We start from the raw sequence: 21,289 nt of genomic DNA, 5'->3' as shown, positions 1-21,289 counted from the left end.
CCCTCGTATTCCAGTATTTACAGTGCCAGCGCGTCTTTCGCGATTGCTGCGTAGATGCGGCTTAGCGTGGAAAGGTCCTCGATGGCCACCGCCTCGTCCCGCTTGTGCATGGTTGCGTTGCACAGGCCGAATTCGATCACCGGGCACACGGCGCGCAGGAACCGCGCGTCCGAGGTTCCGCCGGTGGTCGAGGGTTCGGGATCGAGGCCCGTCTCCGCCTTCACCGCGCGCGCGATGATGTCGGAAAATTCGCCCGGCGGGGTCAGGAACGGCTCGCCCGAGATGATCGGGAGCGCCTGCCCGCCGTGCTTTTGCGCGATCGCCCCGACCATCTCCGACAGCGAGGCGCCCGAGTGGCAGTCGTTGAAGCGGATCGAGATGCGCGCCTTCGCTTTGGCGGGAATGACGTTGTGCGCGCGGTTCGGCGTGTCGATCTCGGTAATTTCCAGATTGCTCGGCTGGAACCAGTCGGTCCCTTCGTCGAGCACCAGCGCATCGAGTTCGGCGAGCATGGCGACCAGCTTGGGGATCGGGTTGTCGGCAAGGTGCGGATAGGCGACGTGGCCCTGCGTCCCCTCGACCTCCAGCCAGATGTTGACCGACCCGCGCCGGCCGATCTTCATCATGTCGCCCAGCCGGTTGACCGAAGTCGGCTCGCCCACGAGGCACAGGTCGGGCTGGTGGCCTTCTGCCTTCATGAAGTCGATCAGCGCGCGGGTGCCGTGGAGCGCGGGGCCTTCCTCGTCGCCGGTGATGATGAAGCTGATGGTGCCGGCCTCTGCAGGCACATTGGCCACGGCGTCGACCATGCAGGCGATCGAGCCCTTCATGTCCACAGCCCCGCGGCCATAGAGCAAGTCGCCGCGTTCTTCCGGCTCGAACGGCGCGCTGGTCCAGCCATCGCCCGGCGGCACCACGTCGAGGTGGCCTGCAAAGGCGAAGTGGCGCGAACCTTCAGGGCCGCGGCGGATGGCGAAGAGGTTCTCCACCGCTTCTTCCGGCGATCCGGGCTCGCCATCGCCGCGCCGGAACCGCGTCACCTCGAAACCGAGCGGGACGAGCATCGCCTCCATCGCGTCGAAAACGGGGCCGGTGGCCGGGGTCACGCTGGGCGCAGCGAGGAGCCGCTTGGCGAGGTCGAGAACTTGGGTCATGTTCGCAGCGCTAGCAGGAGTGCGCCCCGATGCCCAAGCTTGATCTCGATGCGATCCCACAGACCAATGCGACGGGCTATCCCCCGCCCTATGACGCGGAGGTGGAGGGGCGCTGGTATCGCCGCCTCGCGCCGCCTTCCGGCCTTACGAAACTGGGCGCGAGCCAAGTGACGCTGGCACCCGGCGCCTATTCCTCGCAGCGCCACTGGCACGAAGGGCAGGACGAGCTCGTCGTCATGCTGGAAGGCGAGGCCGTGCTGATCGAGGACGGGGGCGAGACACAGGTGGTGCCGGGCGACATCCTCGCCTGGCCTGCAGGCGTGCGCGACGGGCACAGGCTCCACAACCGCTCTGCCGAGCCGTGCGTATTCGTCGCGATCAGCGGCGGCGACAGGGATGAAGACCGGGGCGAATACCCCGATATCGACATGGTGTTCACGCCCGAAGGCTATTTCAGGAAGGACGGCACGCCCTACCCGACGAGCCGCGTGCCCTAGTCGCGTTCCGGCGCGGGCAGAGGTCCCGGCGCGAAGGCGGCATCGAGGAATTCGGCCATGCGGATGCCCGCCTGCGTGACGCGGCGCTGGGCGATGGGGATGGCGCGTTCGATATCCTCCTGCGTCAGCGCGGTTTCGTCCGGCAGGTCCTCGCCCTCGCAGGGCGGGCGGTCGAAAGCAGTCGGATAGACGAAATCGCGGCTCGTCTCCCAGCTCTCGCGGCCCCAGTCTGCAGGGGTGCCCCCGCCAAGTTCTGCGCGCTCTTCGGCAGAATAGCGGCGCACCAGCGGGCTCGGCGCAGAAGTGATCGCACGCTCTGCCAGCGGGCCGTCCCAGATCCAGTGCAGGTTCAATCCCGGCGCGATGCCGTAGGCGGTGTCGATATCGTTGCCGCCGCGATCCTCGTGGTCGCCCGAATGCAGCGGCATGTGCACGTCGCCGATGAAGTGGACGAGGAAAGCGAGCGCCTCAAGCCGCACGTTGGCCGGCAGGCTCTCGTCGGCAAGGATGCGCTGGTTGCGCTCGATCTGCTCGAGGATGCAATTGCCGCCCGAGCAGTTGGAGCGCGGGTTATAGGCCTCGCACACCGGCGCGGTGCGGTAATGCCAGGCGAAGGTATAGCCCCAGCGCCAGCCTTCGGACCGCAGGCAGTCGGGCCACACGCTCGCATCCTGCAAGTCTGCAAGATCGCATTGCGGCACGCCCAGCTGCGGCGCGGCGCGCATCAGGCGCGCGATGCCGGCGCGCGTTTCGGGGCGCACGTTTTCCAGTGCGATGTCCGCCGTGGTGCGGTGGGCATAGAAACCCCACGCGCTCGCCTGGACGGGCAGCAGCGCCAGCAGCGCCGCCAGTGCGGTCAGGAAACGGTTTCGTATTGCTCGATGACCCATTCTTCGCTTTCCGAAGCTGCAATCCACGCCTGCATCCATTCGTGCTCCCACACTGCCTGCATATAGGCGGCGGCAAAGCCCGGGACGGCGATCTGGTAGCTGATGAACCGTGACACCACGGGGGCAAAGAACACGTCCGCCGCACCGAAAGTGCCGAACAGGAACGGCCCGCCGCTGCCGAAGCGGCTGCGCGCTTCCGCCCACAGGCCGAGGATACGCAGGATGTCTGCCGTGCATTCCTCGCTCGGCTCGAACCCGTCGAAGCGCTTGCGCACGTTCATCGGGCATTCGCTGCGCAGCGCCTGGAAGGAGGAATGCATTTCCGCGACCATCGAGCGCGCCATGCCGCGCGCGGTATCGTCCTTGGGCCAGAACCGGTCGCGCCCGACCTTGTCCGAGAGATATTCGAGGATCGCAAGGCTGTCCCACACCACCGTGTCGCCGTCCCACAGGATCGGCACCTTGCCGCTGGAGGGCTGGATCTCGCCGCCCTTGCGGGTCGCTTCCCAGTTCTCGCCGAACAGCGGCACCACGATTTCCTCGAAGGACAGGCCCGACTGCTTGGCAGCCAGCCAGCCGCGCAGCGACCAGCTCGAATAGTTCTTGTTGCCGATGATGACTTTCATGCGCCCACCTTTCGCAAGTGCCGGTAAAGGTTCATTTTGGCAGTGTCGAGCCTGAACGGACGTGCTAGATGCAGGTCATGAGCCTGCGCCCCTTCCATCTCGCCTTTCCCGTCCGCGATCTTGCCGAGGCCCGCGCCTTCTACGGCGGCCTGATGGGCTGCCGCGAAGGCCGCAGCTCGGACGAATGGATCGATTTCGACTTCTACGGCCACCAGATCGTCGCCCATACCGGCGGCGAGAGCGGGGACCGGGCCAGCAATCCGGTCGACGGTCACGACGTGCCGGTGCCGCATTTCGGCGTGGTCCTGACGATGGAGGACTGGCAGGCGCTGGCCGACCGGCTGACCGCCGCGGGCGTGAAGTTCGCGATCGAGCCGACCATCCGCTTCAAGGGCCAGCCGGGCGAACAGGCGACGATGTTCTTCCGCGATCCCAGCGGCAATGCGCTGGAGATGAAAGCCTTCGCCAGCGACGACATGATCTTCGCGACCTGAGGCAGGACTGCGGGGCTGGAGCGTCCGGTGACCGACCTTCTGCCTGCTAGTCCCGCCATCGCAAGGCGTCGATCACGAGCCTGAAGGCCGCCGACCCGTGACGGCGGTGCGGGTAATAGAGGTAATAGGGCGGCAAGTCCTCGCTCCAATCGGTCATGGCTCTCTGCAATCGGCCTGCCGCCAGAAGTTCGGCAACCTGGTCCAGCGGCAGGTTTGCGATCCCGAGGCCAGCAAGCGCCGCATCCCTGATGGGACCAAGCGCATTGAATGCCAGTTGCCCGTCGAGGCGGACGTGGACTGCCTTGCCATCTTTCGACAGCCGCCACTCATAGAATGTCCCGGAGGTCGGCATCCGCAGATTTAGGCACACGTGCCTGCTCAGTTCACGTGGTGTCGATGGCGCAGGATTAAGCGCAAAGTAAGCGGGCGAGGCGACGATCGCCATCGGGACCGGTGGCGATATTCTCACTGCGATCATGTCTTTCTCGACCTGCTCGCCGATCCTGACCCCGGCGTCGAAATGGGACGCGATAATGTCCTTCAGGCCGTAGTCGACTTCGATCTCGACCTTGATGTCGGGATTGTCCGGCAGGATCTTGGCCAAGGCCGGGATCAGGAACTGCCTTGCTGCGTGTTCGACCGAAGTGATGCGGATGGTGCCAGCGGGCTTTTCCTTGGTTTCGCTCAGCGCCTCGATACTGGCGTCGAGATCGCGCAACATCGGAGTGAGGGTCGAGAGAAGTTGCTCGCCCACTTGTGTCGGCGCGACACTGCGGGTCGTTCGTGCAAGGAGCCGCAGGCCTAGCCGTTCTTCCAGCCTTCTCACGATCTGGCTGAGAGCGGACTGGGACATGCCCAGCCGCTTGGATGCGCGGGTGAAGCTCTGCTCCTCGGCGACAACCGCGAAGGCTGCGAGATCGGCCATGTCGTCGCGGCGCATTTATCACCTCGTTGATAAGGGCAAGAAGAATTAAGCGTCTAATCTAATTGGCGCATGCGGTCTATCTTCCAGCTATCGCATCAAGGAGACGACCAGTGACCGCCATTTCAAAGGAAAGAATGCAAGCCGCCCTCGAGCAGGAAAAATCCATTTCTGCCGAAGACCACGAGAAGGTGAAGGGGCTTGCCGCACTCGTGAAATCGCCGCGCAGCTTCATCTTCAAGGACCCCGACTATTACGGCATCGAAGGCTGGGATGACCTGACCATTCCCTCCGCCGACGGCACTCCGCTCGCCGCGTGGTACATGCCGGCCAAGGGTGGCGAGAGCGACAAGCTGATCATCTTCAATCACGCCCTGCCGATGTGCCGGGCTGGCTTCCCCGGCCATTTCGGCGAACCGTGGAGCCTGCTCGACGATTCCGAAATCGATTTCGTAATCCAGTACAAGCACCTGACCGACGCGGGTTACAATGTGCTGACCTACGACTTCCGCAATCATGGCCAGAGCGGCGCTGCCAATGGCGGCGTATCCGGCATCGGCCAGTGGGAGTGGCAGGACTGCGTGGGCGTGAAGCAGTATGTCGATGCGCACCCCCGCCTCGGCAAGATGAAGGTCGCGCTGTTCAGCCAGTGCCTCGGCGGTGTCTCGCAATATGCGGCGATCACCAAGCATCCCGAACTGTTCGAGAACGTGCTCTGCATGGCCAGCCCGCTCGTTCCCAACATGACCGCCATTTTCCAGGCTTTCGGCGAACTGCAGGGGATCGCGCAGTACCAGGAACTGATCGACCTCGAACTGCTCAAGCTGGGCGGCTTCCCGGCGGCGGATATGTCGGGTGCCTTGTGGGCACCGGCCGTAAAGATGCCGGTCCTCATGTGGCAGGTGCGCGACGATGCCTGGACGAAGAACCCGCAGGACGCGCAGTACACGTTCGACCGCCTCGGCAGCGAGGACAAGGAAATGGTCTGGATCGAAGATACCACGCGCCGGTTCCGCGACGGCTACAACTGGTTCGGCCGCAACCCCGAGAAGGTACTATCCTTCTTCGCGAAGCACTTCGCTGAAGCCCGGGTTCCTGAACCCGCGGAATGAAGGATGGAGGGGGTCGGCGATGATCGGCCCCCTCTCGCTTTGTGTCCACCGCAACCCGTTACAGGTCCTTCGCCTCACCGGAGCCGAAACAAAAAAGCCCCGCACTGCAGCGGGGCTTTCTCGTAGCCGGGCCTGGGCCCGAGCCTGGTCTTGATGTCGCCTACCGGCCGCCTGCCGGGTCGGCGAAGTGGGTCGGCAGGTGGGCGTTCACGATGCCGCCGTCGACCGCGATGGTCTCCCCGACCGTGTAGTCGCCTGCGCGGCTGGCGAGGTAGACCGCGCTGCCGCCCATGTCGAACTTGTCGCCCACGCGCTTGTTCGGGATGCCCTTGGCGCTTTCATCCGCCATGTCGCGCGCGACCTTGTTCATGTTCGACGGGAAGGCGCCCGGCGCGATGCCGGTGACGTAGACGTGGTCCTTGACCAGCCGCGCCGCCATGCGCCGCGTCAGGTGAATCAGCGCCGCCTTCGAGGCCTGGTAGGAATAGGTCTCCCACGGATTGATGCGCAGGCCGTCGATGCTGGCGATGTTGATCACCTTGCCCGGCTTTGCCTGGCTGGCATTGGCGGTCAGCAGACCGTGCAGCCTCTGCGTGAGGAAGAAGGGCGTCTTGACGTTGAGGTCCATGACCTTGTCCCAGCCTTCCTCGGGGAAGTCGAGGTAGTCCGCGCCCCATGCCGCGCCCGCATTGTTGACGAGAATGTCGAGATGGTCCTCGCGCGAGGAAATCTCGGCCACCAGTTCGTCGATCCCTTCGAGCGTCGAGATGTCGCCCTGGATCGGCACGACCCTGTCGCCCAGTTCCGCGGCCGTCTCGTGCAGTTCGCCGCCCTTTCGCGCGGTGATGTAGACCCGCTCTGCGCCGGCGGCGAGGAAGCCTTCCACGATCATCCGGCCGATGCCGCGGCTGCCGCCGGTGACGAGGGCGTTACGGCCCTTGAGGCTGAACATATCTTCCAGTGTCATGTCGTCTCTCCCGCTCAGTAGCCGCTCATGTCCGCCACGCGGCTCGCGTGGTAATACATGTCGCCGAGGAATTCCTGCAGCGCACGGTCGCGCTTCATGTAGAGGCCGATGTCGTATTCGTCGGTCATGCCGATGCCGCCGTGCATCTGCACGCCTTCACGCACCGCAAGCCCTGCGGCCTTGGCGACCTTGGCCTTGGCGACCGAGGCCATGAGGTCGGCCTTCTCGCTGCCCCCGTCGAGCAGCTGGGCTGCCTTCATGGTGACCGCGCGGGCGATCTCGACTTCGGAATAGAGATGCGCGGCACGGTGCTGCAGCGCCTGGAATTCGCCGATCAGCTTACCGAACTGCTTGCGCTGCTTGAGGTAGTCGACGGTCATGTCCATCGCACCGCGGGCAACGCCCACGCCTTCTGCGGCAGCGCCGATACGGCCGGCGGTCAGCATGGCATTGAGCACTTCGCGCCCGCCGTCGACTTCGCCGATCACGGCATCGCCGTCGAGCTCCACGCCTTCGAACTTGGTGTGCGAGGCCATCGAGCTGTCGACGAGGCGAACCGCGTCGTGGCTCATGTTGGCTGCATCCTTGGGCACGGCGAACAGGGTGATGCCGTCCGCATCCTCATCGGCGCCAGACGTGCGCGCGGCGACCACCAGCATGTCCGCGCTGGCACCGTGGAGGACGAAGTCCTTCTGGCCGGTCAGGCGGAAGCCGTTGCCCGATTTCTCGGCGCGGGTCTTGATGCGTTCGGGACGGTGCTTGGCACCTTCGTCGATCGCGACCGAATAGACGAGGTCGCCCGACACGAGGCCCGGCAACCAGCGCTGGCGAGCGGCATCGTCGGCGTGCTTGAGCGCAGTCGCTGCCAGCACCGAGCTGGCGAGGAAGGGCGAAGGCGTCAGGTTGCGCCCGATTTCCTCGAGCACGATGCCCGCTTCGTAGCTGCCCATGCCGAGGCCGCCGTCATCCTCGCTGACGAGCATTCCGGTGAATCCCATTTCGGCGAACTGCTTCCACAGGCCGTGGCCGAAGCCGTCCTTGCAATTGCGGTCGCGCCAGTGCCGCAGCTGCTTGGCGATGGCACCTTCCTCGGCCATGAACTGGCTGGCGGTTTCGGCCAGCATCGCCTGGTCGTCGTCATGATAAAGAGGCATGGATCAGGCTCCCGGCAGGTCGAGGATACGCTTCGAGATGACGTTGAGCATGACTTCGCTCGTGCCGCCCTCGATCGAATTGGCCTTCGTGCGAAGCCAGTTGCGCGACGGTTTGCCGCCGCCGGTGTCCTCGCTCTCCCATTCCAGAGCGCGGCTGCCGCCGACCGACATCATGAGTTCGTGGCGCTGCTTGTTCAGCTCGGTGCCGACGTATTTCATCATGTTCGGCTGGGCGGGATGCCCCTTGCCCGACTTCATTTCGTCGAGGAACTTCTCGCCCATCGCGCTGTAGGCCAGCGCATCGACGTCGAACATGGCGATCTGCGCGCGCAGCACGGGGTCGAGTTCGCCCGCCATGCGCTTCATCGCCGCGCCGATGGCGCTGGTGCGATCGCCGCCGCCGGCGCCCGAGATCATCTCGCGCTCGTGGCCGAGCAGGTACTTCGCCACGTCCCAGCCGCGATTGATCTGGCCGACATAGCCGGGGATGTCCTCGCCATAGGACTTGGGCACCTTCACATCGTCCATGAAGGTTTCGCAGAACGGGCTGTTGCCCGAAATCAGCTTGATCGGCTTGGTCGAGACGCCTTCGCTCGCCATGTCGAACAGCATGAAGGTGATGCCCTGGTACTTGTTCTCCTTGTCCGTGCGGACGAGGCAGAAGATCCAGTCGGCTTCATCTGCATAGGAGGTCCAGATCTTCTGGCCATTGACGACCCAGTGGTCGCCCTTGTCTTCGCCGAAGGTCTGCATCGACACGAGGTCGGAGCCGCTACCCGGTTCCGAATAGCCCTGGCACCAGCGGATCTTGCCCGCGGCGATTTCATTGAGGAAGCGCTGCTTCTGGCCTTCGGTGCCGAAGTGGAGCAGCGCCGGGCCGAGCATCCAGATGCCGAAGCTCGAGAGCGGGGGGCGCGCGCCGATGCGCGACATTTCCTGGCGCAGGATCTTGCCTTCGGCCGGCGTCAGTCCGGCACCGCCATAGGCCTTGGGCCATTCGGGAACGGTGTAGCCCTTGTCGCGGCAGGCCTCGAACCATGCCTTCTGCGCATCGTTCTTGAAGGTGGCGTTGCGGCCGCCCCAGTAGACGTCGGCCTCGTCCCGGACGGGCTCGCGCATTTCGGGGGGGCAATTGGCTTCCAGCCATGCGCGCACGTCGGCGCGGAATGCATCCGGATCGGACATCGGGGGGCTCCTCTCTTCAATCTCTCGGGTCTTGCGACTTGACGTTTACGTTAGGGTGATTCGGCCTCGCGCCGCAAGGCCCATCGCGGCGGAGCGCCATGCCGTAGCGTCAGGCGGATTACGTTGACGGCAGGTGCCGTGCGCCTAAGCTGAAAGCCTCGGATTCGAGGGAGAGAAAGCATGGCCGACACCAACCGATTCTCGGGCCGGACCGTCATCATTACCGGTGCCGCATCGGGCATCGGCGCCGAAGCGACGCGCCTTTTCGCAAGCGAGGGCGCGACCGTTTTCGCCAGCGATATCGACGATGAAGGTGGCCGCGCTCTGGAGGCTGCGACAGGCGGCGATGTGCGTTACCGGCACTGCGACGTGTGCGACCCGGCATCGATCAAGGCGCTGATGGACGGCGCCGCGGCAGAGACCGGCGGCATCGATGTCGTGTTCAACAATGCCGGCGCGGGCGGCGCGCGTGCAGCCATCGACGAGATCGAGCCCGACGAGTGGGACTGGACCTTCCACCTCCTCCTGCGCTCGGTCGCCTTCGGCATCCGCTATGCCGTCCCGCACATGAAGGGCCGCAAGGGCGCCAGCATCGTCAACGTGTCGAGCGTGGCAGCCGTGGGCCCGGGCTATTCGCCGACCGCCTATGCCGTCGCCAAGGCGGGCGTGCTGCACCTCACCAAGTGCGCGGCCACCGATCTTGCCCAGCATGGTATCCGCGTGAACGCGGTGCAGCCCGGCTTCATCAACACCAATATCTTCACGGCAACGCTGGGGATCGAAGGCGATTTGCGGCGGCAGGCCAATGCGGCGATCGCGCAGATGTCGTCCAACGCCCAGCCGGTCGCGCGCGGCGGCCAGCCTCGCGATATCGCTGAGGCGGTCGCCTTCATGGCGAGCGATGCGGCCGGTTTCATGACCGGCGCATCGATGATCGTCGATGGCGGCATCACGCTGGGCCCGCGGCATAGCTGGGATCCCGAAGAGCCCGGCCTCTTCGCTGCACTCGAAGCGATGGCGGAACAGGCGCAAGCAAACGCCTGATGCCATTCGTAACCGGCCCCCTGCCCCAGCGGCTCAAGCTGATCCACGGCTTCGGATCGGTCGCCTTCGGGGTGAAGGATTCGGGCTTCAGCTTCTTCCTGCTGCTCTATTACAACCAGGTCCTCGGCATGGATGCCGGGATGGTCAGCCTTGCGCTGGTGCTGGCGCTGCTGGTCGATGCAGTGGTCGACCCGGTGCTCGGCGCGCTGTCGGACCGGACCTACACCCGCTGGGGCCGCCGCCTCCCTTGGCTTTACGCCGCGCCGATCCCGCTGGCGATCGTCTGGATCATGCTGTGGTCCCCGCCGACGGGCGAAGCGCCCAGCTGGTGGGGCCTGTTCGGCATCGCCGTGGTGGTGCGCATCCTCCTGTCGGCCTGCGAGGTGCCGTCGGTCAGCCTCGTCCCCGAAATCACCTCCGATTACGACGACCGCACGACGCTGTTCCGCTACCGCTTCCTGTCGGGCTGGACCGGCGGGCTGCTGATGATGGTGATGGCCTATTACGTCTTCATGCCGACGCCCGAAGCGCTGCTGCAGCGTGACGGCTACATGATTTACGGCATATTCGGCGCGGCACTGATCGTCATTTCCGTCGTCGGATCGGCCTGGGGGCAGCACCAACTCGTCGCGCACCTGCCCGAGGTCAAACCCACCCCGCTCACCTTCCGCGGCATTTTCGGCGAGATCATCGAGGCGTTTTCCGAACGCGCCTTCCTCATCTGGGGCCTCGGCGCGCTGGCGGCCTATGTCAGCCAGGGCATGACCTTCTCGATCTCGAACTACGTCAATCTGTTCGTGTGGCAGTTCAACGGGCTGGCGCTGAAGCTCTACCCGATCGTGCTGTTCTTCTCGGTCATCGTCATGTTCTTCGTCGTCGGGCCGCTGCACCGCCGTTACGGCAAGCCCAAGAGCGCCGCGTGGAGCGCGATTGCCGCCATGGTCGTGGGCCTTACGCCCTACGCCCTGTTCCTTGCCGGTGCCTGGCCGCAGCCGGGCGGTACCGCCTCGACCGCCCTGTTCTATCTGTTCCTGTTTTTCGCCAACATGCTGGGCGTCGTCACCATGATCTCGGCCACCTCGATGATCGCCGAAATCGTAGAGGCGTTCGAGGAACGGCAGGGCCGCAGGGCCGAAGGTGCGTTCTATGCGGGCAACTGGTTTGTCCAGAAATGCGCCACCGGCGTCGGCATTTTCCTGACCGGCCAGATCGTCGCTGCAGCGGGCCTCGCATCGGAAGCCAGGCAGGGCAGCGTGCCTGCCGAGGTGCTGGAGCACATCATCCTGTATTACGGCGGCGCGACCGTCGTCCTCGCCCTGTTCGCGGCCTACTGGCTCGGCCGCTTCCCGATCGGGCGCGAGGAACACGAGGCGCGCGTGCGCGCGCTCGACCTTGCCGCACGCGGCGATATCGACGGCGGCACCATGGTACCCTGATTTCCCCCTTGGCGAGGCTGAAAAGCTCTGCCAGTTTCATCACGCAACGGATTTTTCGAAGAGAGGATTACACGATGGATTTCGAACCCACCGAAAGGCAAACCTACTGGCGCGACCGGGTAAGGAACTTCATCGAAGCCAATGTCCGCCCCGCCGTCGCGACCTACAAGGCGCAGGATGCCGAGGGCGAGCGCTGGAAGGTCATCCAGGTGGTCGAGGACCTCAAGGCCAAGGCCAAGGCCGAAGGCATCTGGAACCTGTTCATGCCGCCGCGGAACGACAGCCACCATCATGTCGACGACACGTTCGAATTCGAAGGCCCCGGCCTCACCAACCTCGAATATGCACTCTGCGCCGAGGAAATGGGCCGCATCGGTTTCGCCTCCGAAGTGTTCAACTGTTCCGCCCCCGACACGGGCAACATGGAAGTGTTCCACCGCTATGGTACGCGCGAGCAGAAGGAGCAGTGGCTGACCCCGCTGATGAACGGCGAAATCCGTTCGGCCTTCCTCATGACCGAACCCTTCACCGCTTCGTCCGATGCGACCAACATCGAATGCCGGATCGAGCGTGACGGCGACGAATATGTCATCAACGGCCGCAAGTGGTGGTCGTCGGGCGTGGGCGATCCGCGCTGCAAGGTCGCCATCGTCATGGGCAAGACCGATTTTTCGGCCGGCCGCCATGCCGCCCAGTCGATGATCCTCATGCCGATGGATGCGCCGGGCGTGACCATCCTGCGCCATCTGCCGGTGTTCGGCTATGACGATGCGCCGCACGGCCACATGGAAGTGGAACTGAAGGACGTGCGCGTCCCTGTCACCAACATGCTGCTGGGCGAAGGCCGCGGCTTCGAGATCGCGCAGGGCCGCCTCGGGCCGGGCCGTATCCACCACTGCATGCGCACCATCGGCGTCGCCGAGGAAGCGCTCCATAAGATGTGCCAGCGCCTCCAGGAGCGCGAGGCCTTCGGCAAGCCGATCTACAAACACTCGGTCTGGGAAGAGCGCGTGGCGCGTGCCCGTATCGATATCGACATGACCCGCCTGCTCTGCCTCAAGGCGGCCGACATGATGGACAAGGTCGGCAACAAGGCGGCCAAGCAGGAAATCGCCATGATCAAGGTGCAGGCGCCGAACATGGCCCTGAAGATCATCGACGATGCCATCCAGGCCCATGGCGGCGGCGGCGTGTCGGACGATTACGGCCTTGCCAATGCCTATGCCCACCAGCGCACGCTGCGCTTGGCCGACGGTCCGGACGAGGTCCACGCCCGCTCGATCGCGCGCATGGAGTTCGCCAAGCACCTGCCCAAGGCCGGTCCCACTGCCAACGCCCTGCGCGACGGCAAGGCTCCGACCACCGGCAATGACAACCTCAGCTCGGGCGACATGGGAGTGGCGCGCTGATGGCGAAGGCTGCAATCCTCGAAGCCGTGGGCGGTCTGACGATCGGCGAGGTGGAACTCGCCGATCCCGGCCCGCACGAGGTGCTGATCGACACCAAGGCCTGCGGCCTGTGCCATTCGGACCTGCACTTCATCGAAGGCTCCTATCCGCACCCGCTCCCGGCGATCCCCGGGCACGAGGCGGCAGGCGTGGTCCGGGCGGTCGGCAGCGAGGTGAAGACCGTGAAGCCGGGCGACCACGTGGTCTCCTGCCTTTCGGCCTTCTGCGGCCACTGCGAATTCTGCGTCACGGGCCGCATGGCGCTGTGCATGGGTGCCGACACGCGCCGCGCACAGGACCAGGCCCCGCGCATCATGCGCGCCGACGGCAGCGGCCCGGTTGCGCAAATGCTCAACCTGTCCGCCTTCTGCGAGCAGATGCTGATCCACGAGCACGCCTGCGTCGCGATCGACAAGGACATGCCGCTTGACCGTGCCGCCGTGATCGGCTGCGCGGTAACGACAGGAGCGGGCACGATCTTCAACGCCTGCTCGGTCGTGCCGGGTGAAACCGTGGCCGTGGTCGGCTGCGGCGGCGTGGGCCTCGCGGCCATCAATGCCGCCAAGATCGCAGGCGCCGGCAAGGTCATCGCGCTCGACCCGATCGCGGAAAAGCGCGAACTGGCCATGGTCCTGGGCGCAACCCACGCCTTCGACGCCATGTCGGTCGATGCGGTCGACCAGGTGATGAAGCTCACCGGCGGGGGCGTGCACCACGCCATCGAGGCGGTCGGGCGGCAGGCATCCGCCGACCTCGCGGTCAAGCTGCTGCGCCGCGGCGGTACGGCCACGATCCTCGGCATGATGCCGCTGGACTGCAAGGTCGGCCTCGGCGCGATGGATCTTTTGTCCGGCAAGAAGCTGCAGGGCGCGATCATGGGCATGAACCACTTCCCGGTGGACCTGCCGCGCCTCGTCGATTTCTACATGCGCGGCCTGCTCGACCTCGACACGATCATCGCCGAGCGTATCCCGCTCGAGAAGATCAACGAGGGCTTCGAGAAGATGAAGGCCGGGCATTCGGCACGCAGCGTGGTGGTGTTCGACTGATGGCGACGGGTCCGGAAATCGATTTCGACAAGGAAATGGTCGGCACCATCGAGGTGCCCGAACGCGACCGGCTCGACCTCGACGCGCTGACCGCATGGTTCGAGGCGAACGTGTCCGACTTCGAAGGGCCGATCAGCTATTCCAAGTTCAAGGGCGGCCAATCGAACCCGACCTACCGGATCGATACCCCGGGACGCTCCTATGTCCTCAGGCGCCAGCCGTTCGGCAAGCTGCTGCCGAGCGCGCACGCCGTGGACCGCGAATACAAGGCCATGCACGCGCTCGGGCCGACCGGCTTTCCCGTGCCGAAGACCTACGGCCTGTGCGAGGATCCCGAAGTGCTGGGGTCCAAGTTCTTCGTCATGGGCCTCGCCGACGGACGGTCGCTGTGGAACGGATCGCTTCCGGGCGTCGCCCCGTCGGACCGGCGCGAAATCTACAATGCCATGATCGACACCATGGCCGACCTGCACCTCCAGAAGCCGGAGGAAATCGGCCTCGGCGACTATGGCAAGCCGACCGACTATTGCGCGCGCCAGATCGCCCGCTGGTCCAAGCAGTACAAGCTCTCCGAAACCGAGCACATGGCAAAGATGGAGCGGCTGATCGAATGGCTGCCGCAGACCATCCCGCCGCAGCACGAGAGCAGCGTGGTCCACGGCGACTACCGCCTCGACAACATGATCTTCGAAAAGGATGCCAACCGCGTCCTCGCCGTGCTCGACTGGGAGCTTTCGACGCTCGGCGATCCAATCGCCGATTTCAGCTATCTCATGCTGAACTGGCACAACCCGGCCGACGGGCGTGCGGGCCTGCTGGGGCTCGACCTTGGCGAACTCGGCATTCCCACGCAGGAAGAGGCGGTGGACCGCTATGTCGCGCGCACCGGCTATCCGGTGCCGCCGATGGACTGGTACTTCGCCTACAACCTCTTCCGGCTCGCCGGCATCATGCAGGGCATCAAGAAGCGCGTCATCGACGGCACGGCATCTTCCGCCCATGCCAAGGCGATGAGCGAACGCGTCGGTCCGCTGGTCGACCGCGCCTACGAATTCGCCCAAGCGGCGGGGATGGACTAGCGCGGCAAGGCTGCTAACGACCGCTCCGCATATTCATACGGAGACCAGCATGAGCGCCGAGCTAGAAACCGCCATCGAAGCCGCGTGGGAGGACCGCGCCAACGTCACGCCGCAGAGCGCGGACGTGCGCGCTGCGGTCGAGGCTGCCCTGAAGCTGCTCGACAGCGGTGAAGGCCGCGTGGCCCAGCCCGACGGCAAGGGCGGCTGGCAGGTCAACCAGTGGCTCAAGAAGGCGGTGCTGCTGTCCTTCCGCCTCAACGACAACCGCGTGATGGAAGGCGGAAGCGCCGGCCATCCCGCCTTCGACAAGGTGCCGAGCAAGTTCGCCGGCTGGGACGATGCCCGTTTCCGCGCGGCAGGCTTCCGCGTGGTGCCGGGCGCCGTGGCCCGCGAAGGTGCCTACATCGCGCCCGGCTGCGTGCTGATGCCCAGCTTCGTCAACATCGGCGCCTATGTCGGCAAGGGCACGATGGTCGACACCTGGGCCAGCATCGGCAGCTGCGCGCAGATCGGCGAGAACTGCCATATCTCGGCCGGCGCAGGCATCGGCGGCGTGCTCGAACCGATGCAGGCCAACCCGACCATCATCGGCGACAACTGCTTCATCGGCGCCCGCTCCGAAATCGTCGAAGGCGTGATCGTGGGCGAAGGCTGCGTCGTTTCGATGGGCGTATTCATCACCCAGTCGACCAAGATTGTTTACCGCGAAACGGGCGAAGTCATTCGCGGCCACCTGCCGCCGTTCTCAGTCGTCGTCCCCGGCACGCTGCCCGGCAAAGACGGCGGCCCCGGCCTCGCCTGCGCGGTGATCGTGAAGACCGTCGATGCCCAGACCCGCGAGAAAACCGGCATCAACGAGCTGCTGCGCGACTGAGACGGCGCGGAACATTCGTCACATCCGACCGTAGAAACCCCTGAATCCCGCGCGGTCGCGGAGAACAGGGAGTATTCACGTGCACAAGGAAGGTGACGAAATCCATATCGACGATGTGGAAGCCAGCGGCGGCTCCAAGGAAGGTGTCGTGCGCTACGTGCTCGCAGGCGGCCTGATCCTGGCCATCATCCTGATGTCGGTCGTCTGGATCATTCCGGCGATGACGCAGGGTGATGTCGAGGAAGAAGCCACCGTCAGCGGCGAGATTTCCTCGATGGAAGAGGAAGGCGACAGCACCGACAGCATCCTCGGCACCGACGAGGAACAGGTTGGCGACGACGAAGTTACCCAAGAGGACGGGATCGAAGTTATTGAAAACTAAGATACCGAGGTGACCTCATGAGCAATTCGAACAGTTTCCGGACTGACCAGTACGTGAAGTGGAGCTGGGGCAACGGTACCGCCAAGGGCCAGATCTAGGAACGGTTCGAACGCGAGGTCACCCGCACCCTCAAAGGCTCCGAAGTCACGCGCGACGGGAGCGAGGACAACCCCGCCTATCTCATCAAGCAGGAAGATGGCGACGAAGTGCTGAAGCTGGGCTCGGAACTGCAGGCGCAGGACTGACGGGCCCGGACAGCCCTCACTCCGCGTCGCGGGGCTTGCCCACCGGATATTCGATCGGCGCCATGTCGCGGCGGCTTTCGGCGAAAGCCTCTGCCTCGCGCATGGCGCGCATCATGTTGCGGCTCGAAATCTTTTCCAGGTCCGCCTGCGAATATCCGCGCTTCGCCAGTTCGACGAACAGCGCCGGATACCCGGCCACGTCTTCCATGCCCACCGGGCCGGTCGGCATGCCGTCATAATCGCCGCCGATGCCGATGTGATCGATGCCTGCCACCTTGCGAATGTGGTCGATGTGATCGGCCATGTCGGCCACGGTCGAAACCGGCGGGCGGTTGTTGGCGTCCCATTTCGCCAGCCCTGCCTCGACATTGTCGGGCAGGCCCGGGAACAGGGCCTTCAGCCGCGCTTCTTCGGCCGAGCGATTGGCCGAGTGGTTGCGCAGTTCCTCGTTGATGAACCAGGGCAGCGCGACCACCATCAGGACGCCGCCGTTTTCCGGCAGGCGGGCAAGCACGCTGTCGGGAACGTTGCGCAAATGACCATTAATGGCGCGGGCACCGGAATGGCTGAAGATGACCGGCGCGCCCGACACGTCTAGCGCATCGTGCATCGCGGCCTCGCTCACGTGGCTGAGGTCGACCAGCATCCCCATGCGCTGCATCTCGCGCACGACGTCCTTGCCGAAGGCGTTGAGCCCGTCATGGCGCGGCGCATCGGTCGCGCTGTCCGCCCAGTCGAGCGTCGTCGAGTGCGTGAGCGTCATGTAGCGCGCGCCAAGGTCGTACATCTGGCGCAGCACGGCCAGGCTGTTGCCGATCGAATGGCCGCCTTCCATGCCCATCAGCGAGGCGATCTTGCCCTCTGCCATGGCCTTTTCGACATCGTCGGCAGTCAGCGCGAGCGCGAGCTTGTCCGGATTGCGCGCAATCAGGCGCTTGGTCACGTCGATCTGCTCGATGGTCGCCTGCACCGCTTCGGGCTCCGGCAGTGCGGCGCTGACATAGACCGACCAGAACTGCGCACCGACATCGCCCTTTTCCAGCCGGACCAGGTCGGTGTGCATGGCCGCCCGGTCGCCGTCCTGCGTGTCGAGCGTGTCGACGAAATCGAAATCGTTGATGAGATTGTCGAACCGTCCGCGCAGCTGGATCGGCACGTCGTTGTGCCCGTCCCACACCGGCGCTGCCTCGAGCGCGGCGGCCGCCACCTGTTCCGGGGTCTCTTTCGCCGCTGCCGGCATGGCGAGGACGGCAGTGGTGGCAAGCAGTGCGGCGGCGATGCGGTTCACGCTAATTCTCCCTTTCGGAACGCAACGGGTTCTCGATGGCTCTATTACCCATGGAACAGGGTTTGGAAAGGACTGCGCGATGACTGTTGTGGCAAGCTGGAACGGCGAGGAAATCGCGCGCAGCGACGATACGGTGGTGGTCGAGGGGAACCACTATTTCCCGGCCTCCGACGTGGCGCGCAGCGCGCTGGTGCCGAGCGAGCGGACCAGCGTGTGCCCGTGGAAGGGTACGGCGCAGTACCATTCGGTCAATGCCGGCGGCGCGATCAACCCGGATGCGGCGTGGTATTACCCCGAGCCCAAGGAAGCGGCGGCCGAAATCAAGGACCGCATCGCCTTCTGGAAGGGCGTCGAGGTGCACGAGGAATAGCGCGCAAAGAAAAGCGGCGCCGCGAACTGGTCGCGGCGCCGCCTTCATTGTCAGACCTTCGAGCGATCAGCTCATATGCTTGGAAACAGCACCGGTCATCTTGAACATCGAGATCTGGTCCTTGCCGATCACCGCGCCGAGCTTGGCGTCGGGATTGATCATGCGCTTGTCCTTCGAGTCCTGCAGGTTGTTCGCCTTGATGTGGTCCCACACCTTCGACGTCACCTGGGCGCGGGTCATCGGACCCTTGCCGACGACGGCTTCGAGTTCCGGCGTCAGGTTCACCGGCTTTTGCAGTGCGTTGTTCTTGCCAGCCATTTCAGGTTCCTTTCACTTGGCTATGCTTGGTATTATCAGATGTCGAATTCATCCTCGGCATCCCATTCCTCGACCTCGTGACCTTCGAACCGGGCACTGAGGATCGCGAGTGCGGTGACATGGTTTTCCATGTTCCTGACCAGATCTGCATGCGTGGCGCCGGGCATCAGCGTCAGCGGCAGGTCCAGTGCGAAAAGCTGGAAGGCGTAACGATGCTCCACCCCCACGGGCGGGTCGGGCAGCAGCCATTCCGAATTGCCGCGGGCGTTCTTGCCGGTGCGCGGCGGCACCTCGCCTTCGAAGAGCGCGCCCTTCTGTCCGGGCAGGCCCCAGACGAGCCAATGCACGTCGCCGCGCTCCACGTCCTCGACCACCAGCACGAGTTCCTGCGTGCCGGGAGGCGGCGCGGTCCATTCGAGCGGCGGTGCAACGGCATCGTCCTCGCAAGCCGTGAAGCTGGGGTCGAGTTCGCCGCCATGGCGGAAAGCCGGGCTGGACAGGGTGAAGCCGCCGCGGCCGAGAGCTTTCTCCTCGGCCACCAAAGCAGCGGTCAGCCCGGCCTTCACTTCGCCGCTGCCGATCGCCTGCTGAACCCATGCGGGCACGCCCGTACTCACAACCTCAACTCCGTTTTCTACTGCCAAATTCGCATATCGAGGACAAAGACTAGGCACACCGACGGAGCAAAGGCCACTACACAGGCGCTAATTTGCACTGTTTTCAGGCGAAAACGGCCTTGTTTTCCCCCGAAAGACGATAACTCGCGCAGCGCTCTTGCTCAGGAGGGGTTAATTGCGCAGTTTGCAGTTGCAAATACGGACCGAATTCGGGTCGTTCTGGGAGGAATTTTTCGCATGCCCATGGGTCGCACCATTATCTCTTCGGTACTTGCCATCTCGCTTGCCGCTTGCGGCGGCGGGGACAGCCCCAGCGGTGGCGGCGGCACGCCCACCCCGCCGCCTTCCGGAGGCGGCACGGACACCTGCTCGCTTTCGGCCCGGCAGGACTGGGTTCGCGGCGTGCTCGACGAATGGTACCTGTTCCCCGAGCTGCTCGACAACACGGTCAACAAGGCGAACTATTCGGACGTCCAGACGTATATCGATGCTCTCGTCGCGCCCGCCCGGGCGCAGAACAAGGACCGGTTCTTCACCTACCTGACCTCGATCAAGGAAGAGAACGACCTCATCAACAACGGGTCGAACGCCGGCTTCGGCATCCGCCTGATCTACGACACCGGCGAGAACCGGGTCTATGTCGCGGAATCCTTCGAAACAGGTCCGGCCTTCCCGGCGGGCTTCGATCGCGGTACCGAGATCATCTCGATCAACGGTCAGTCGGTCGTATCGCTGATGGCATCGGGCGGGCCGACCGCGGTCAGCCAGGCACTGGGGCCGTCCGATCCGGGCGTGACGCGGACCTTCGTCATCCGCAATGGCAACGTCGATCAGACCGTGTCGGTCACCAAGACGGAATACCCGCTCGATCCGATTTCGGACCGCTACGGCGTCCAGATCCTGAACGATGGCACGGGCGAGGTCGGCTACGTCAACCTTCGCACTTTCATCGTGTCCGATGCCGGCCCGCAGCTTCGCGCCGCGTTCCAGCAGTTCCGCGATCGCGGGATCACCAAGGTTATCCTCGACCTGCGCTACAATGGCGGCGGCCTCGTCTCGGTGGCAGAGCTGCTCGGCGACCTGATGGCGGACGGACGCGAGGGTCAGGTCTTCTCGCGCACCGTGCTGCGCGATTCCAAATCGTCGGAAAACTCGACCGACCTGTTCCAGAACCAGCCCGAACAGATCGCCGTGACCAAGCTTGCCGTCATCGGGCGCGCGGGCACCGCTTCGGCAAGCGAGCTGGTGACGAACTCGTTCATTCCCTACCTTGGCGGCAATCTGGCGCTGATCGGCACCAACACTTTCGGCAAGCCCGTGGGCCAGTTCGCCTTCGACCGTTCGGCCTGCGATGACCGCCTGCGTGCCGTTACGTTCAAGACCGTCAACTCGGCGGGCAACGGCGAATATTTCAGCGGCCTTGCCGGCGTGATGGACGCCACCTGCCGCGCGGACGACGGTATTTTCAAATCCTTCAGCGATCCGAGCGAGGCATCGATCAGCGTGGCGCTGGACTTCCTAGCAGGGCGCAGCTGCACCGCGATCACCGGTCGCGGTTCGGACCCCTCGGTCCAGTCGGTCGGCACGCGCAAGGAACTGCTGCAGCCGGCCTGGCCGACAGCGGCCCAGCGCGACGTGCCCGGTATCTTCTGATCGCGCCTAGCTAGGTCAAGGCGATGGCTATGGTCATCGCCCCCAGCCCCACCGACAGCGGGACACGCAGCGCCATCCACCAACGCGGCGCGAGCGAGCCGAGGCGCGCATCGACGCCGAGGCTGATCAGCAAGGCTGCCCCCAGCATGACCAGTGAAGGTTCCGGCCAGCGCCAGCCGAATGCCCATGGCAGGAAGCACGCCAGCGCAACGAGGCTCGGTGTGACAGCCGCGATCCACAGCCAGCCAAGGGCCCTGCGCCGTTCGGCAGCGGGCGCCCCTGCGGCAATGCCCCACCACAGCCCGCCGAGGAAGCTGAGGATGAGGGCCGCGTAGATTGCCGCGATGCGCAGGGCGGGCTCGCGCCATTCGGGCGGTCCCAACAGCAGCGCGATCAGGCAGGCCGCCTGCGGCAATAGGCCCGACAGGCCGAGCACCCGTGCAAGACCGGGAATTTGTCTCATCGTACCCTCCGCTGCGAACGAA

The 21,289-nt window shown here is 64.9% G+C and carries 23 protein-coding genes and 1 pseudogene; 13 read left to right on the top strand and 11 right to left on the bottom strand.

Features of this window, described 5'->3' with window-relative positions; genetic code table 11:
• Positions 1 to 17: 17 nt before the first annotated feature.
• The gene (dapE, locus tag LC083_RS08750; protein ID WP_226700081.1) at positions 18 to 1,154 is read right to left on the bottom strand and encodes a succinyl-diaminopimelate desuccinylase; all 1,137 of its coding nucleotides are present in this window, start codon (positions 1,152 to 1,154) and stop codon (positions 18 to 20) included.
• Between the two features lie 29 nt (positions 1,155 to 1,183).
• Here dapE and LC083_RS08745 point away from each other — a divergent pair, with 29 nt between their 5' ends.
• On the top strand, positions 1,184 to 1,651 hold the full coding sequence (locus LC083_RS08745; protein WP_226700080.1) for a cupin domain-containing protein: 468 nt from the start codon (positions 1,184 to 1,186) through the stop codon (positions 1,649 to 1,651).
• Here the strand turns inward: LC083_RS08745 and LC083_RS08740 are convergent.
• Both LC083_RS08740 and LC083_RS08735 read right to left on the bottom strand, forming a co-directional pair.
• Complete coding sequence (locus LC083_RS08740; protein WP_226700079.1) at positions 1,648 to 2,541, bottom strand: S1/P1 nuclease; 894 nt, start codon at positions 2,539 to 2,541, stop codon at positions 1,648 to 1,650. The two genes, LC083_RS08745 and LC083_RS08740, sit on opposite strands and share 4 nt — an antisense overlap.
• Positions 2,508 to 3,167, bottom strand: a complete 660-nt coding sequence (locus LC083_RS08735) for a glutathione S-transferase family protein (RefSeq protein ID WP_222555480.1) — start codon at positions 3,165 to 3,167, stop codon at positions 2,508 to 2,510. Before LC083_RS08735 ends, LC083_RS08740 begins: the two co-directional genes overlap by 34 nt.
• Before the next feature lie 77 nt (positions 3,168 to 3,244).
• Between LC083_RS08735 and LC083_RS08730 the strand changes: the two genes are divergently transcribed.
• Positions 3,245 to 3,661, top strand: coding sequence for a VOC family protein (locus LC083_RS08730; RefSeq protein WP_226700778.1), 417 nt, complete (start codon positions 3,245 to 3,247; stop codon positions 3,659 to 3,661).
• A 46-nt stretch (positions 3,662 to 3,707) separates the two neighbouring features.
• Here the strand turns inward: LC083_RS08730 and LC083_RS08725 are convergent, their stop codons facing one another.
• Positions 3,708 to 4,586 carry a LysR family transcriptional regulator gene (locus tag LC083_RS08725; RefSeq protein ID WP_319003432.1) on the bottom strand — a complete coding sequence of 293 codons (879 nt, stop codon included), beginning with the start codon at positions 4,584 to 4,586 and terminating at the stop codon, positions 3,708 to 3,710.
• Positions 4,587 to 4,720: 134 nt separating this feature from the next.
• On the opposite strand from LC083_RS08725, the gene LC083_RS08720 reads away from it, so the two are divergent.
• Positions 4,721 to 5,695 (top strand): alpha/beta hydrolase family protein, encoded by a 975-nt coding sequence (locus tag LC083_RS08720; RefSeq protein WP_226700077.1) that lies wholly within the window; start codon positions 4,721 to 4,723, stop codon positions 5,693 to 5,695.
• Between the two features lie 160 nt (positions 5,696 to 5,855).
• Here LC083_RS08720 and LC083_RS08715 read toward each other — a convergent pair whose 3' ends face one another.
• Genes LC083_RS08715 through LC083_RS08705 form a run of 3 tightly spaced genes read right to left on the bottom strand, consistent with a single transcriptional unit; the run spans position 5,856 to position 9,001 of the window.
• Complete coding sequence (locus LC083_RS08715; RefSeq protein WP_226700076.1) at positions 5,856 to 6,662, bottom strand: SDR family oxidoreductase; 807 nt, start codon at positions 6,660 to 6,662, stop codon at positions 5,856 to 5,858.
• Between the two features lie 14 nt (positions 6,663 to 6,676).
• A complete protein-coding gene (locus LC083_RS08710) occupies positions 6,677 to 7,816 on the bottom strand; it encodes an acyl-CoA dehydrogenase family protein (RefSeq protein ID WP_226700075.1) in 1,140 nt (379 codons plus the stop codon).
• 3 nt (positions 7,817 to 7,819) lie between these two features.
• Positions 7,820 to 9,001, bottom strand: coding sequence for an acyl-CoA dehydrogenase family protein (locus tag LC083_RS08705; RefSeq protein ID WP_160608924.1), 1,182 nt, complete (start codon positions 8,999 to 9,001; stop codon positions 7,820 to 7,822).
• A 180-nt stretch (positions 9,002 to 9,181) separates the two neighbouring features.
• On the opposite strand from LC083_RS08705, the gene LC083_RS08700 reads away from it, so the two are divergent.
• The 8 genes and pseudogenes from LC083_RS08700 to LC083_RS08665 all read left to right on the top strand — a co-directional run bounded on the left by LC083_RS08700 (position 9,182) and on the right by LC083_RS08665 (position 16,558).
• Positions 9,182 to 10,045 carry an SDR family NAD(P)-dependent oxidoreductase gene (locus LC083_RS08700; protein ID WP_226700074.1) on the top strand — a complete coding sequence of 288 codons (864 nt, stop codon included), beginning with the start codon at positions 9,182 to 9,184 and terminating at the stop codon, positions 10,043 to 10,045.
• Entirely contained in the window at positions 10,045 to 11,481 is a 1,437-nt protein-coding gene (locus tag LC083_RS08695; RefSeq protein WP_226700073.1) for an MFS transporter, read from the top strand. The genes LC083_RS08700 and LC083_RS08695 overlap by 1 nt, the downstream gene beginning before the upstream one ends.
• 74 nt (positions 11,482 to 11,555) lie before the next feature.
• Positions 11,556 to 12,890: an acyl-CoA dehydrogenase family protein gene (locus tag LC083_RS08690; RefSeq protein WP_222555039.1), complete on the top strand. Its 1,335-nt coding sequence runs from the start codon at positions 11,556 to 11,558 to the stop codon at positions 12,888 to 12,890.
• The gene (locus LC083_RS08685; protein WP_226700072.1) at positions 12,890 to 13,978 is read left to right on the top strand and encodes a Zn-dependent alcohol dehydrogenase; all 1,089 of its coding nucleotides are present in this window, start codon (positions 12,890 to 12,892) and stop codon (positions 13,976 to 13,978) included. The genes LC083_RS08690 and LC083_RS08685 overlap by 1 nt, the downstream gene beginning before the upstream one ends.
• Positions 13,978 to 15,057, top strand: coding sequence for a phosphotransferase family protein (locus tag LC083_RS08680; protein ID WP_226700071.1), 1,080 nt, complete (start codon positions 13,978 to 13,980; stop codon positions 15,055 to 15,057). The genes LC083_RS08685 and LC083_RS08680 overlap by 1 nt, the downstream gene beginning before the upstream one ends.
• Positions 15,058 to 15,106: 49 nt before the next feature.
• Complete coding sequence (dapD, locus tag LC083_RS08675; RefSeq protein WP_226700070.1) at positions 15,107 to 15,931, top strand: 2,3,4,5-tetrahydropyridine-2,6-dicarboxylate N-succinyltransferase; 825 nt, start codon at positions 15,107 to 15,109, stop codon at positions 15,929 to 15,931.
• A gap of 79 nt (positions 15,932 to 16,010) precedes the next feature.
• On the top strand, positions 16,011 to 16,313 hold the full coding sequence (locus tag LC083_RS08670; protein WP_226700069.1) for a hypothetical protein: 303 nt from the start codon (positions 16,011 to 16,013) through the stop codon (positions 16,311 to 16,313).
• Between the two features lie 17 nt (positions 16,314 to 16,330).
• Positions 16,331 to 16,558 (top strand): annotated as a pseudogene (locus LC083_RS08665) (DUF2945 domain-containing protein).
• Between the two features lie 16 nt (positions 16,559 to 16,574).
• Here the strand turns inward: LC083_RS08665 and LC083_RS08660 are convergent.
• Entirely contained in the window at positions 16,575 to 17,798 is a 1,224-nt protein-coding gene (locus LC083_RS08660; protein WP_226700777.1) for a dipeptidase, read from the bottom strand.
• A gap of 127 nt (positions 17,799 to 17,925) precedes the next feature.
• On the opposite strand from LC083_RS08660, the gene LC083_RS08655 reads away from it, so the two are divergent.
• Positions 17,926 to 18,216: a DUF427 domain-containing protein gene (locus tag LC083_RS08655; protein ID WP_222555036.1), complete on the top strand. Its 291-nt coding sequence runs from the start codon at positions 17,926 to 17,928 to the stop codon at positions 18,214 to 18,216.
• Positions 18,217 to 18,282: 66 nt separating this feature from the next.
• Here LC083_RS08655 and LC083_RS08650 read toward each other — a convergent pair whose 3' ends face one another.
• On the bottom strand, positions 18,283 to 18,534 hold the full coding sequence (locus tag LC083_RS08650; RefSeq protein WP_160608914.1) for an SWIB/MDM2 domain-containing protein: 252 nt from the start codon (positions 18,532 to 18,534) through the stop codon (positions 18,283 to 18,285).
• Between the two features lie 35 nt (positions 18,535 to 18,569).
• Positions 18,570 to 19,139 carry a YbhB/YbcL family Raf kinase inhibitor-like protein gene (locus LC083_RS08645; protein ID WP_226700068.1) on the bottom strand — a complete coding sequence of 190 codons (570 nt, stop codon included), beginning with the start codon at positions 19,137 to 19,139 and terminating at the stop codon, positions 18,570 to 18,572.
• 255 nt (positions 19,140 to 19,394) lie between these two features.
• Between LC083_RS08645 and LC083_RS08640 the strand changes: the two genes are divergently transcribed.
• On the top strand, positions 19,395 to 20,804 hold the full coding sequence (locus LC083_RS08640) for a S41 family peptidase (RefSeq protein WP_319003429.1): 1,410 nt from the start codon (positions 19,395 to 19,397) through the stop codon (positions 20,802 to 20,804).
• Between the two features lie 10 nt (positions 20,805 to 20,814).
• Here the strand turns inward: LC083_RS08640 and LC083_RS08635 are convergent, their stop codons facing one another.
• The gene (locus LC083_RS08635) at positions 20,815 to 21,267 is read right to left on the bottom strand and encodes a DUF3429 domain-containing protein (protein ID WP_226700066.1); all 453 of its coding nucleotides are present in this window, start codon (positions 21,265 to 21,267) and stop codon (positions 20,815 to 20,817) included.
• Between the last annotated feature and the right edge of the window lie 22 nt (positions 21,268 to 21,289).

The organism is Qipengyuania gaetbuli, assembly GCF_020524765.1.
Taxonomy (GTDB): Bacteria; Pseudomonadota; Alphaproteobacteria; order Sphingomonadales; family Sphingomonadaceae; genus Qipengyuania; species Qipengyuania gaetbuli_A.
Note: the sequence above shows the minus strand (reverse complement) of the source record. Positions and strands in the feature narration are given on the sequence as shown.